Source organism: Mesorhizobium sp. M0751, assembly GCF_040320265.1.
Classification (GTDB): domain Bacteria; phylum Pseudomonadota; class Alphaproteobacteria; order Rhizobiales; family Rhizobiaceae; genus Mesorhizobium.
In genome coordinates, this window is record NZ_JAMYPH010000004.1 from 373489 (window position 1) to 386701 (window position 13213).

A 13213-nucleotide genomic window follows, 5' to 3' on the forward strand; every position below is an offset into this window, starting at 1 on the left:
CAAGCCTTCTTGCCGTTGCGACAGAGATAGAGCCATGGCATTGTCGCGATAACCCGCCCGCTGTTAACCTCGATGGTAAGTTTTACTAACCAGTGGACATCGATCTCAATGCAATTGCCGTCTTCGTCGCGGTGGCCGAGGAACGCAATTTTCGCGCTGCGGCAGACCGGCTGGGCGTGACGCGCTCAGCGGTCAGCCAGAGCATCCTCAGGCTTGAACAGCGCCTTGGCATCGCTTTGCTGCAGCGCACGACACGCAGCGTCAACCTGACGGAAGCGGGCGAGCGCCTGCTGGCGAGCGTCGCACCGGCGATCGCCGACGTGAACGCGGCAATCGAAGCCACCACGGAGTTTCTGGACCGCCCGCGCGGCCGCCTGCGGATCGCAGTTTCGTCGATCGCAGAGGCCTTTCTGTCAGGACCGTTGCTGGCGTCCTTTGCAGAAAGGTTTCCCGAGGTGCATCTGGATATTGTCGTCACCGACGAGGAATTCGACATCGTCGCCGAAGGTTATGATGCGGGAGTGAGGCTCGGCGAAGTGATCGAGCAGGACATGATTGCCGTGCCCGTCTCAGGCGATCAGCGACAGATGGCCGTCTGCGCCCCGCGCTATCTCGAAAAGTTCGGCGCACCCGCCCATCCGCGCGAGCTTGTGGCGCATCGCTGTATCGGCTGGCGGCCGGCGCCTGGAGTTTCGCCCTATCGGTGGGAGTTTGGCGAGGACGGGCGCGAGTTCGATGTGGCGGTTGCGCCCGAGATCACGACCAATGATATGTGGCTGATGATCCGGCTGGCCGTTGCAGGCGCCGGGATCACGTTCGGCATGGCGGACACATTCCGCCCCTGGATCGACCGCGGCGAGCTCGTGCCAATCCTCGACGGCTATTTTTCGCCGTTTGCGGGTTTCTATCTTTATTTTCCCAGCCGACGGAATATCGCGCCGAACCTGCGAGCGCTCGTGGATCACCTGCACGGTGCGCGCCAGGCGCGGGACCGTGGGTGAGCGCTACGGGATCGTAGAGATCGCTTGGTGCTATTGCTCAGAAACCTGGCTGAGCTGAATGGTACCGTTGGCTGGGATCGAACCAGCGACCTCCGGATCCACAATCCGGCGCTCTAACCATCTGAGCTACAACGGCACACTTGCCCGAGCGAGATCCAGACGGAACGTTCATTCTCCGGGACCCGCTCTGTCGTTCGGCGATGCGTCCATACGGGCTATCGGAGTTTAATTCAAGGCTTTTGGCAAAGCAAAAGATCGCTCCGGCATCGCATCATTTTCGCCGGACAAAGAAAAAGGCCGGCGGGAGGAGGTGCCGGCCTTTTCCTGTTACGAGCCAGCGGGAGGAGGTGCTGGCTGGTCATCCCGGTGAGCAGAGGGAGGAGGTTCCACCCGCCGGGTATTCACTTAAACCACTATATCGCACACCTATTTGTCTGACGAAATGCGACCTTTTGATGCATCGTCAATTTGTGCGCAAATATTAGGCGATCTTGATTTCTTTCACGGCCTTCTCGAAGGCGGTCTTGATCGGCTTGGATACGTCCTCGGCCGCCTTGGCAGCAACCGCCTGGAAGTCCTTGGCCTGCTCGACGGTCATTTCGACGCCCTTGCGCAGGAACGCGGTCTGCAGTTCGACGACTTCCGACAGCGACTTGGCGCCGATCAGGGCTTCGAAATGCGAGAAGCCGGCTTCGGCATTGGCGCGCAGGGCGGCGATGGTCTTGAGCGACAGCTCGCTGGAAGCGGTCTTGGCGGTCTCGTAGGTCGACTCCAGAGCCTTCTGGGTCTCCTCGGCGCCGGTCTTCAGCTTGGCATAGGCCTCTTTCGACTGCTCGACGCCCTTTTCGGCGAAGGCACGGATCTGGTCGGTGGCCTTGGAAGCGTCGAAGCTCGGGAATTCAACGTTTTCAATCGTTTCAGCGGTCTTGGTCCTGGACATTTTCCATCCTTTTCAGCGGCAGCGACTTTGACGAAAAGCCGTCTCGTTCATGTATCATGGCAATATAAAGGCAATTTTTGTGCGATGCAACATGTTTGTTGCATCGCACCATAAATTATTTGTTCGTGGCGTTAACCACGCGCCTAGAGATTCCATTGCTTGCACGCTATGACTTGTGGACCTTCGCGCCGTCGGCTTTTATTAACAAAGCGTTAACCGCAAATTGCCCGCTCTGTGAGGGTCGCCAAGCGCATGCCGGCTGAAAACTACTCCTTCCTCGATGTCGCCGTGCTCGACGCCGTCCGCCTGCGCTTCGCCGCAGGCGACGCGATCGCCATTCTGTCGGCAGATCTCGAGCAGGTGATCTGGGCCAACGGCCCCGGCGCAGCGGTATTCGGCTATCCCGACATCGGTGCGATCATCGGCGCCTCGGCAGGTTTGCCGCTGATCGCCAGGCGCCAGATCATGGCGACCAGCGGCTTTCCGCGGATCGGCCGCGACCGTGCCATCACGGTCCGGCTGGCGACCGGCCTGACCAGCCGCGCGGTCGGCTTCCTGGCCAGCGCGGTGACCATGCCCGATGGCGAGGAAGCAATCATGCTGGCGCTGCCGGCGGCGCAGACCGGCTCGCGCAGCGCGGCCGAGATCGCCGATCGCGCCATCGGTGGCTTTACCGAAGACGGCCACTACATCGCCTTTGTCGACGCCAAGGGCAATATCGACGCCGCATCGGACGGCTTTTCGGCGCTCGGCATCCGGCCCGAGACGCTGGCCGCGCTTGTCGCCGACGTGGCGAACGAGAGCGACCGCATCGTCAAGCGCCTGGTTCCGGGTGGGTCCAGCTCCTATCCGGCGGGCCTTGCCCGGCTGACGGACGAGCGGCACCTGCTGGTGGTGATCGACGAGGACCGGCTTGACGGCGAGGCCCCTGATGGCGAGCGCGCCGGCGGGGAAAACGAGGCAGCAGCGGCACCGAGCGGTGGCGATCTTCCCCAGCCAACGGATCAGGACAACGAGCAGCCAATCGCCGACACCGGCGCGGCGGAGATCGACCTTTCAACGATCGAAGGCACCTCCGCAGCGGCGGAGCACGAGCCTGCCGACGCGGCTGACGATCAGCACGCGGCTGGCGAAGCGCCGACGCAGCATGACCATTGGTACTTCAATGCCGGCGACGATGCGCAGGTCCCGCCCGGGGCAGCTGCATCCGGTCAAGTCGAGACCAGTCTGGACGCTTCGCAGGCCGGTGCGGATGCTTCGCCGGAAAGCGCCGCAAAAGCCGCCAAGGCCGCCTCCCCGGCCGAACGCCGCGCCTCGGCGATCGATCGCACCGCCGCGCCCATGCGTTTCGTCTGGCGTACCGACGCGGAGGGCCGTTTCAGCGCCCTGTCGCCGGAATTTGCCGAGCTCGTCGGCAAGCCTGCCGCCGACGTGATCGGACGCCGCTTCGAGGATGTTTCGGCCGCCTACGGCCTCGATGCTTCCGGCGAGATTGCCGGCCTGCTCGAGCGGCGCGACACCTGGTCCGGCCGCTCCGTGCTGTGGCCGGTCGCCGGCACCGATCTGAAAATACCGGTCGATCTGGCGGCGCTCCCGGTTTACAGCCGCAGCCGCGTTTTCGAAGGTTTTCGCGGTTTCGGCGTCGCCCGCAGCGGCGATGCTGTGGCCGATCCGGATGCCGTCGGCATGGCCCTTGTCGCCGACGAGAAACCTGCCGCGACCGCCGGGCCGAAAGCCGTCGAACCTCTCCCCGAGACACCGAAACCCGCCGATCCGTTCAGGGGCGAAGTTCCGGCATTGACCATCGTGCCAAAGCCCGAGCGGCGCTTTGCCGACAAGGTAATCCGGCTGGCCGAGCACCGCCAGCCGGCCAACGACAAGGGCCTGTCGACGCTGGAACGCAGCGCCTTTCGCGAGATTGGCGAGCGTCTCAAGAAGGACAGCACCCCGCCCGAAGAACAGCCCAGCGCCGGAAGGCCGAAGCCGGTTGAGAAAGTCGAGGCAGCCGGCAAGGCCGACGAGCCAATGCCGAAAGAAGCCGGCCCGACGGACAAGGATGAGATGCCGGCACAAGGTCCGGAAAGCGGGGCGGCTGCCGCCGAACCGCCCGAGGCCGATGCCGAAGACCAGAAGGATCTTGCCCGGCTCGACGGCGAGCAGCCCGATGAGGCGGTAGCAGAGGCGCAAGCCGGCGAACCCGTCACACGCCCTGTTTCCGGATCGCTGCTCGACTATGCCGACCGCGAACCCAGCGATGAAGCGCAGGAAGGCGTTGAGCCCAGCACAAACCGTCGAACGATCGTCGCCGAAGCGCCGCAGTATGGCGACGACGACAGCATGACGGCCGAAGATTTCCGTGACGCCGAGGACAGCGAGGATTGGTCCGAGGATGGCGCAGCCGCAGCCGAAATTGCCGGCCAGGTGCCGCCCAGCGAGCGGCCGCAGGCACCACCGCTCAAACTCGACGGCTTCGTGCCGTCGGCGTTTGCCGGAGAGGACAACAAGGGGCCGGATACCTCGATCCTCGGCAAGCTGCCAGTGCCGGTGCTTATCCATTCCGGCGACCAGCTGCATTACGCGAACGACGAATTCCTCGGCTTGACCGGCTATGCAACGCTCAATGACCTGGACGAGGCCGGCGGGCTCGGCGCGCTGTTTGCCGACCCTTATGCGGACGACGGCAATTCGGACGGCGGCGACCGCGCTCTGCGGCTGAAGACGCGCGACGGTCAGGAGTTTCCGATCGACGCGATTTTGCGCTCCGTCCCCTGGGGAAACGGCAAGGCGCTGATGCTGGTCGTACGCCGTTCCGGCGACGACGAGGCAGCAGCCATTCCACATGGCGCCGCCGACGACCAGACGCAGCCGGATGTTTCCGAGCTCAAGGCACGCATTGCCGAAATGCGCACCATCATCGACACCGCCACCGACGGCGTCGTGCTGATCGGCCGTAACGGAACGATCCGTTCAATTAGCCGTCCGGCGGAGGCGCTGTTCGGCTTCGACAGCGACGAGGTGACCGGCAAACCGTTCGTCTCGCTGTTCGCGATCGAAAGCCAGCGCGCGGCGCGTGACTATCTCGAGGGCTTGTCGGAGCCCGGCGTTGCGAGTGTGATGAACGATGGCCGCGAGGTGATCGGACGCGAGGCGCAGGGGCGCTTCATTCCGCTGTTCATGACCATCGGCAGGCTGCCCAACGACAGCGGCTTCTGCGCGGTGGTGCGCGACATCACCCAGTGGAAGCGAGCCGAAGAGGACCTGACCCAGGCGCGCGCGGTCGCCGAACGCGCCTCGTCGCAGAAGACCGATTTTCTGGCCCGCATCAGCCATGAGATCCGCACGCCGCTCAACGCCATCATTGGCTTTTCCGAGCTGATGGTCGACGAGAAATTCGGGCCGGTGGCCAATGACCGCTATCGCGACTATCTGCGCGACATCAATCGTTCTGGCAACCACGTGCTCGATCTGGTCAACGACCTGCTCGACATTTCGAAAATCGAGGCCGGCCAGCAGGAGATGGCCTACGAGGCGGTGTCGCTCAACGACACGCTGGCCGAAACCGTGGCGATGATGCAGCCGCAAGCCAACCGGGAACGCGTCATCATCCGCTCCAGCTTCGCCTCGCGGCTGCCGGAAGTGGTGGCCGATCTGCGCAGCGTGCGGCAGATCGCGCTCAACATCCTGTCGAACGCCGTCCGCTACACGCAGGCCGGCGGCCAGGTGATCGTGTCGACGGCCTACGAGATCTCCGGCGATGTCGTCATGCGCGTGCGCGATACCGGCATCGGCATGAGCCAGTCCGAGATCGAGCAGGCGCTGAAGCCGTTCAAGCAGATCAATGCGCTGAAGCGCGGCCGAGGCGACGGCACCGGTCTCGGGCTGCCGCTGACCAAGGCGATGGTCGAGGCGAACCGGGCCCGGTTCACCATCAACTCGACGCCCGGCGAGGGAACCCTGGTCGAAGTCGCCTTTCCCTCGACCCGCGTGCTCGCCGGTTAGCTATGGTTGCGCAAAGAAAAAAGGCGTCCAACAGGACGCCTTGAATGATAGAATTGCTGTCACAACGGGGCTTGAGCGAATCAGATCCTCTGGGGCTGGAGGACGGGATTTCTCCCTCAAGTTACGCACGACTATCGATGCCGGGCCTTAACAAAACCTTACCGCCACGCCGGAAAGTTTACCAATGTGTACCACTCATGAAATCTAGGTAAATTCCGAAGAGATAATTTGTTAACGCTACCGGAGACCTCAAAACGGCTCCGACCTTGGACCCCGGGGTCAGTCGGCAAGCTGCGGCAGGTTGCGGAACAGCTCGAGCGCTTCGGGATTGGCGAGCGCTTCCTTGTTCTTGATGGCGCGGCCATGCACCATGTCGCGTACCGCGAGCTCGGTGATCTTGCCCGATTTGGTCCGCGGAATATCGGCGACGGCGATGATCTTGGCCGGCACGTGGCGCGGGCTCGCCCCGGTGCGGATTTTCGCGCGGATGCGTTTTTCCAGCTCGGCATCGAGCTCGACGCCGGCCGCCAGCCGCACGAACAGCACGACGCGAACGTCATTGTCGAAATCCTGGCCGATGCATAGTGCTTCGAGGATTTCCGGCATTTGCTCGACCTGATTGTAGATCTCCGCTGTGCCGATCCTGACACCGCCCGGGTTGAGCGTGGCGTCGGAACGGCCATGGATGATCAGGCCGCCATGGGCGGTCCATTCGGCGAAATCGCCGTGGCACCAGACATTGTCGAAACGTTCGAAATAGGCGGCTTTGTATTTCCTGCCGTCAGAGTCGTTCCAGAAGCCGATCGGCATCGCCGGAAACGCCTTGGTGCAGACGAGCTCGCCCTTCTCCTGGCGGAGCGGCCGGCCGTCATCGTCCCAGACATCGACGGCAAGGCCGAGGCCGGGCCCCTGGATCTCGCCGGTCCATACCGGTTCGATCGGCACGCCGAGCACGAAGCAGGAGACGATATCGGTGCCGCCGGAAATCGAAGCCAGATGCACGTCCTTCTTGATGCCGTCATAGACGAAGCGGAAATCTTCCGGCGATAGCGGCGAGCCGGTCGAGGAGATGGTGCGCACGCTGGAAAGATCATGCGTGCGGATCGGCTTCAGGCCGGCCTTGCGCACGGAATCGATGAATTTGGCCGAGGTGCCGAAATAGGTCATCTTTTCGGCGTCGGCGAAGTCGAACAGCGCATTGCCGTCCGGGTAGAACGGCGAGCCGTCATAGAGCAGCAAGGTGGCGCCCGATGCCAGGCCCGACACCAGCCAGTTCCACATCATCCAGCCGCAGGTGGTAAAATAGAAGAAGCGGTCGCCGTCGAGCAGGCCGGCATGCAGCCGTTCTTCCTTAACGTGCTGGATCAGCGTGCCCCCGGCCGAATGGACGATGCATTTGGGGATGCCGGTGGTGCCTGACGAAAACAGGATGTAGAGCGGATGCGAAAACGGCAGCCTTTCGAAGGCGACGGACTTAGCGGCGAAGGGTGACAGCGCATCTTCCAGCGCGGCCGCCTTGCCGATGGTCGCCGCGACGTCGAACGAGGTGCCGAGATAGTCGACAATGAGGACTTTGCGGACGGTGGCGAGCTTGCCCGCCACGGCCGCGATCTTGTCGGCGACTTCGATCGCCTTGCCATTGTACCAGTAACCGTCCGGCGCGATGAATATGACAGGCTCGATCTGGCCGAACCGGTCAAGCACCCCCTGCTCACCGAAATCCGGGGAGCAGGACGACCAGACGGCGCCGATCGAGGCGGCCGCCAGCATCGCCGCAACCGTCTCCGGCATGTTGGGCATCATCGCGGCGATGCGGTCGCCCTTCTTCACCTTGAGCGACAGGAAAAGCTGCTGCAGGCGCGAGGTCAGCGCATGCAGTTCGTTCCAGGACAGCCGCCGCTCGACCTTGTCCTCGCCGCGAAAGACGATCGCGTCGCCAAGCCCGGTTTTCTTCAGGAGATTCTCGGCGAAGTTCAGCTTCGCATCAGGGAAGAAGGTCGCGCCGGGCATCTTGTCGCCATCGACCAGCACGCGTTCGCCCTTGTCGCCGACGATGCCACAAAAGTCCCAGACCAGGCTCCAGAAGGTCTCGCGGTCATCGATCGACCAGCGATGCAGGTCGGTATAGGAGGACAAAGCCTCGCCGGCCATACTCGCCGCGGCGTTCATGAAGGCGGTCATCGGCGCCGCGTCGATCTGCTCTTGCGTCGGGATCCAGAGCGGTGCGTCGTCAGCCATCATTGTTCCTCCGCAGCCTGTATCGCTTATGCATATCGCGATGCAGCAGAGCAAGATTTTGTTGGACCGTGCCGGTCAGGGTGTGCGCAAATGCCATCGCCGGGCCATAAAGACTTGAAATGCGTCAGCCGTCGGTTACACCCGTCGGGCGATTTTGTCGGAATGGAAGCATACGGGGCGATATGCCATCACCTTTGATCCGACGCGGAATATGGGCGATCGGCGCGGCCGTCATCGTCATCGCGCTGGTTGTCGCAGCCTTGCCATTGATCGCCTCGACCCGCATCGTGCGTGACCGCATCGCGTGGGAAATGAGCGCCTGGAGCGGTTTCCGCGTCACCATCGACGGCGCACCGCGGATCGAGGTCTGGCCGAATTTCCGGGCGATCCTGAGCGACGTGACGCTGTCGCAATGGACAGAGACGGATGCGCCGCCCGTGGTCGAAGCCGAACGGGTCGAGGTCGACCTCTCGGCCATGGCGGCGCTGCGGGGCGACGTGGTGTTTTCGACGGCGCGGCTGGTGCGACCGACGATCAGGGTCCAGCGTACCGCGAGCGGGTTTTTCCTGCCTGCGATTCCCAGCGGCGGGCGCATTACGCGTTCGATCGATGCTGCCCGCGCGGTGATCAACACAAATCCCGCCAAGCCGGATCTTGGCAAGCTGCCGACAGATCCGTTCGGCACAGTCGAGTTCAGGGACGGCCGCGTGGTGGCTGCCATAGGCGGCAAGGACCAGGAGATATTGAGCAGCCTGAGCGGCCAGGCGAACTGGGCGGCGATGAACAGCAATGCGACGCTGTCGGCGACCGGGATATGGCGCGGCGAAAGCGTTGCCATCGACGCCGCATCGCCGAACCCGCTGGTGCTGTTTGGTGGCGGCACAGCACCGGCCACATTTTCCTTCAAGGCGGCACCGGCCAGTTTTTCGTTCGACGGCCGCGCCAGCATGTCGGAGAACGGCTATTTCGACGGCCAGGCAAAATTCGCCGCACCTTCGCTCCGACGCGTGCTCGAATGGTCGCAGGCCGGCATCGCGCCCGGTGCCGCAATCGGCTCGATCTCGGTTTCAAGCAAGATCACGGCGACGGCCGGGCGGGTCAAATTCGAAAACACGGCCCTGACCCTCGACAACAACCCCGGAATGGGTGCGCTGGACTTCACCTATGGTGAGGCACTGCCGGTGATCTCCGGCACACTTGCCTTCGATACGCTCGACCTCAGATCGTTTCTCTCCGCCTTTACCCCGGTGCCATCCGCCGGCGGCACCGGTCCGGGCGAAATCGACACAAGCTTCGCCGACCGGATCAATCTCGATCTCAGGCTGTCGGCGGCGCATGCCACCGCCGGTGCCATCCAGCTTGCCGACGTCGCCGCCACCGCCCAGGTCAAGAACGGCCTTGCCGTCTTCGACATCTCGGATGCATCCGCCTTTGGCGGCAACGTCCAGAGCAGCGTCCGTTTCGACCGCAAGCCCGCCGGCACGGAAGTCGAGATCCGGCTGCTTGCTTCCGATATCGACGGCGGCGCTTTCGGCACCGCGGCCGGAATGACGCGGCTGGTGCCGATCGGCAATGGAACCGTTTCGGTCATCCTCAAGGGGCCTGGCAGAACCTGGGACTCCATTTTCGAAAACGCCAATGGCTCGCTGTCCGCGACGTTCGGCGCGGGTGCGCTGAGCCGGCTTAACCTGCCGGCGTTCCTCAAGCACACCGAACAGGGCGGATTCTTCGCGCTGGACGACGTCTCGGACGGAACGCTGCCGATCGACGGGGCCGAGCTCAAGGCGAGCATTTCGAACGGCGTGGCGCGCATCGACAAGGCCGAGGTGAATTCCGCGCAATACAAGATCTGGCTTTCCGGCATCGCATCCTATGCCGGACGCGGGCTGGCGCTGTCCGGCGGCATCGTCCAGCCCAGCCAGGCTGCCACGCAGACGGACGGCCAGGCGCCCAAGCAGTCGTCGTTCTTCGTCGGCGGCACGTGGAGCACGCCGTTCATCTCGCCGATAAGCCGCGGCGTCTCGGGAGAGTAGCGAGCCTTCAACCTCGCTGCGCGGCCCGCTCGTCGCGCTGGCGCTGCACCTCGCGGCGTTTGTTTGCGAGTGAAGCGATGATCACGCCAACTGCGACGACCGCGATCAAGATAGTGCAGGCCGCGTTGATTTCCGGCGTCACGCCAAGGCGAACCTGGCTGTAGATCTTCATCGGCAGCGTCGTGGCGCCGGGTCCAGAGGTGAAGCTGGCAATAACCAGATCGTCGAGCGACAGGGTGAACGCCAGCATCCAGCCGGAGACGATAGCCGGCATGATAACCGGCAGCGTGATCTGGAAGAAGGTCTTCACCGGTGGCGCGCCGAGGTCCATCGCGGCCTCTTCCAGCGAACGATCGAAAGTGATCAGGCGCGACTGAACCACCACCGCAACGAAGCACATGGTAAGCGTGGTGTGGGCAAGCGTCACCGTGAGAAAGCCGCGGTCGAGGCCGACGGCGACGAAGAGCAGCAGCAGCGACAGGCCGGTGATGACTTCCGGCATGACCAGCGGCGCAAACACCATGCCGGAAAACAGCAGCCGGCCGCGAAAGCGCGTGTAGCGTGTCAAGGTGAGCGCCGCCAGCGTGCCGAGCACGGTCGCCACGGTGGCCGAGATGACGCCGACGCGGGCCGTGACCCAGGTGGCGTCCATCAGACCCCGGTTGTGAAACAGCGACACGTACCATTTCGTCGAGAAGCCGCCCCAGACGGTGACCAGCTTCGACTCGTTGAAAGAGAACACGACGAGCAGGACGATCGGCAGGTAAAGAAAGGCAAAGCCGAGCACGATCGATGTGATGTTGAAGCGGCTCCAGGTCGCGTTCATTGGTCCTGCTCCTGGGCACGCGCCTGGGCTCGCTGGAAGAGCATGATCGGCACGATCAGCAGCAGCAGCAAGATGACGGCAACGGCGGACGACACCGGCCAGTCGCGATTGGCGAAGAACTCGTTCCACAGCGTCCTGCCGATCATCAGCGTCTGCGAGCCGCCGAGCAGGTCGGGAATGACGAACTCGCCGACGGCAGGAATGAACACCAGCAGGCAGCCGGCGATGACGCCGGGCAGCGACAGCGGAAAGGTGATCTTCCAGAACGCGCTGGTCGGCGGACAGCCGAGATCCTTGGCCGCCTCGATCAGCGTATGGTCCATTTTCTCCAAGGACGAATAGAGCGGCAGCACCATGAACGGCAAATAGGAGTAGACGATGCCGATGAAGATCGCCGTATAGGTGTTGAGGATGATCAGCGGCTGGCTGATGATGCCGGTGGCGAGCAGCAGCTGGTTGAGCAGGCCCTCGGGCTTGAGGATGCCAATCCAGGCGTAGACACGGATCAGGAACGAGGTCCAGAACGGCAGGATCACCAGCATCAGCAAGGTCGGGCGAATCGTCGCCGGGGCGCGCGCCATGCCATAGGCTATGGGATAGCCGACCAGCAATGTCAGGACCGTCGAGATGGCGGCGACGATGACGCTCGTCACATAGGCATTGAAATACAGCGCGTCCTGCGTCAGCCAGGTATAGTTGTCGAAATTCAGTGCGCCGAATTCCGAGACAAACCCGGAAATGCCGCTGCGGAAATCGAGCACCGGCGTGTAGGGCGGCATGGCGATCGCCGTCTGCGACAGCGAAATCTTGAAGACGATGATGAAGGGGACGAGAAAGAAGAACAGCAGCCAGAGATAGGGCACGATGATGACGAGCCGGCTAACGAAGGCCGCTCCCAGCCTGACCAAGGCGGATTTGCCGGCAGCGCTTGCCGGAGAGCTTGTTGCGGCGGTGACAGCGGACATGATCAGTCCCTACCGTGTCAGGACGACGCCGGCGTCGGGGCGGAAAGAAACCCAGGCGCGGTCATTCCAGGTCAGCGGGTCCTCGGTGAGGCGTGCCGCGTTCATGGTGCTCGCCCGCACGACCTGACCGTCATCCAGCCTGACGTGATAGACGGTCATGTCGCCGAGATAGGCTATGTCGTAGACCTCGCCCTCAATGGCGTTGACGGCACCGGCCGGTTTCGTGGAGGACACCTTGATCTTCTCCGGCCTGATGGCGAAGGTGACGGATGTTCCGGCGGCGGCACTGCCGGCATTTTCGGTCCGGATGGTGATGCCGTTGCCGGCATCGATGCTCGCACTGCCAGCCTCGCCAGCCGCGATCTTGCCGTCGAACATATTCACATTGCCGACGAAGCCGGCGACGAAGCGGGAACCCGGCGCCTCGTAGACCTCGGCCGGCGTCGCCACCTGCATCACCTCGCCCTTGTCGATGATGGCGATGCGGTCGGCCATCGTCATCGCCTCTTCCTGATCATGGGTGACGACGACGAAGATGAGGCCGAGGTTCTGCTGCAAATCCATCAGCTCGAACTGGGTTTCCTCGCGCAGCTTCTTGTCTAGCGCGCCAAGCGGCTCGTCGAGCAGCAGGACTTTCGGCCGCTTGGCGACCGAGCGGGCGAGCGCGACGCGCTGGCGCTGGCCGCCCGACAATTGGTGCGGCTTGCGCTTGGCGAACTGCTCGAGCTTGACCAGCTTCAGCATCTCGGCGACGCGCTTTTCGATGTCGGCCTTGGCCATACCTTCCTGCTTGAGGCCGAAGGCGATGTTGTTCTCGACCGTCATGTGCGGAAACAAGGCGTAGGACTGGAACATCATGTTGACCGGCCGCCGGTAGGGCGGAATGCCGCGCAGATCCTGGCCGTCGAGCAGGATGCGGCCGGCGGTCGGCTCCTCGAAGCCGGCGAGCATCCTGAGCAGCGTCGATTTCCCGCAGCCTGAGGCTCCGAGCAAGGCAAAGAATTCGCGTTCGAAGATGGTCAGCGACAGATTGTTGACCGCAGTGAACTCACCGAATTTCTTGGTGACGTTGTCGAACTGGATGTATGGCTTGGCGTTCGGATCGTTCCATGGCGCGAAATCCCTGCGGATGCTGCCAAGCGATTTCATGTCCCACTCCGTCCTGCTGCTTGCCCCACGAGAAAGCGCCCCGGCAGCCGGCTGCCGGGGCC

At 63.3% G+C, this 13213-nt stretch carries 8 protein-coding genes and 1 tRNA gene; 3 read left to right on the forward strand and 6 right to left on the reverse strand.

The genetic code is table 11. The annotated features are described in order from the left end of the window. Positions 1-92 precede the first annotated feature (92 nt). Complete coding sequence (locus NKI19_RS09600; RefSeq protein ID WP_352488334.1) at positions 93-1001, forward strand: LysR family transcriptional regulator; 909 nt, start codon at positions 93-95, stop codon at positions 999-1001. A gap of 59 nt (positions 1002-1060) precedes the next feature. On the opposite strand, the gene NKI19_RS09605 is transcribed toward NKI19_RS09600, so the two are convergent. Beyond that, positions 1061-1137: transfer RNA gene (locus tag NKI19_RS09605), tRNA-His, on the reverse strand. A 345-nt stretch (positions 1138-1482) separates the two neighbouring features. After that, on the reverse strand, positions 1483-1941 hold the full coding sequence (locus NKI19_RS09610; protein WP_352488333.1) for a phasin: 459 nt from the start codon (positions 1939-1941) through the stop codon (positions 1483-1485). A 252-nt stretch (positions 1942-2193) separates the two neighbouring features. Between NKI19_RS09610 and NKI19_RS09615 the strand changes: the two genes are divergently transcribed. Then, positions 2194-5940, forward strand: a complete 3747-nt coding sequence (locus NKI19_RS09615) for a PAS domain S-box protein (RefSeq protein WP_352488332.1) — start codon at positions 2194-2196, stop codon at positions 5938-5940. A gap of 279 nt (positions 5941-6219) precedes the next feature. Here NKI19_RS09615 and NKI19_RS09620 read toward each other — a convergent pair whose 3' ends face one another. Continuing rightward, positions 6220-8178 carry an acetoacetate--CoA ligase gene (locus NKI19_RS09620; RefSeq protein ID WP_352488331.1) on the reverse strand — a complete coding sequence of 653 codons (1959 nt, stop codon included), beginning with the start codon at positions 8176-8178 and terminating at the stop codon, positions 6220-6222. Positions 8179-8360: 182 nt separating this feature from the next. Between NKI19_RS09620 and NKI19_RS09625 the strand changes: the two genes are divergently transcribed. Further along, positions 8361-10211, forward strand: coding sequence for an AsmA family protein (locus tag NKI19_RS09625; protein WP_352488329.1), 1851 nt, complete (start codon positions 8361-8363; stop codon positions 10209-10211). Positions 10212-10218: 7 nt separating this feature from the next. On the opposite strand, the gene NKI19_RS09630 is transcribed toward NKI19_RS09625, so the two are convergent. From NKI19_RS09630 to NKI19_RS09640, 3 genes are read right to left on the reverse strand one after another with little or no spacing between them, the layout of a single operon-like run. Beyond that, entirely contained in the window at positions 10219-11037 is an 819-nt protein-coding gene (locus NKI19_RS09630) for an ABC transporter permease (RefSeq protein ID WP_352464986.1), read from the reverse strand. Further along, entirely contained in the window at positions 11034-12002 is a 969-nt protein-coding gene (locus NKI19_RS09635) for an ABC transporter permease subunit (RefSeq protein ID WP_352488328.1), read from the reverse strand. The genes NKI19_RS09630 and NKI19_RS09635 overlap by 4 nt, the downstream gene beginning before the upstream one ends. Positions 12003-12011: 9 nt before the next feature. Next, on the reverse strand, positions 12012-13151 hold the full coding sequence (locus NKI19_RS09640; RefSeq protein WP_352488326.1) for an ABC transporter ATP-binding protein: 1140 nt from the start codon (positions 13149-13151) through the stop codon (positions 12012-12014). Positions 13152-13213: the final 62 nt, after the last annotated feature.

Coding starts and splice junctions, on each gene's coding strand:
- NKI19_RS09610 (WP_352488333.1), bottom strand. CDS start 1,941: ATGTCCAGGACCAAGACCGCTGAAACGATTGAAAACGTTGAATTCCCG.
- NKI19_RS09615 (WP_352488332.1), top strand. CDS start 2,194: ATGCCGGCTGAAAACTACTCCTTCCTCGATGTCGCCGTGCTCGACGCC.
- NKI19_RS09620 (WP_352488331.1), bottom strand. CDS start 8,178: ATGGCTGACGACGCACCGCTCTGGATCCCGACGCAAGAGCAGATCGAC.
- NKI19_RS09625 (WP_352488329.1), top strand. CDS start 8,361: ATGCCATCACCTTTGATCCGACGCGGAATATGGGCGATCGGCGCGGCC.
- NKI19_RS09630 (WP_352464986.1), bottom strand. CDS start 11,037: ATGAACGCGACCTGGAGCCGCTTCAACATCACATCGATCGTGCTCGGC.
- NKI19_RS09635 (WP_352488328.1), bottom strand. CDS start 12,002: ATGTCCGCTGTCACCGCCGCAACAAGCTCTCCGGCAAGCGCTGCCGGC.
- NKI19_RS09640 (WP_352488326.1), bottom strand. CDS start 13,151: ATGAAATCGCTTGGCAGCATCCGCAGGGATTTCGCGCCATGGAACGAT.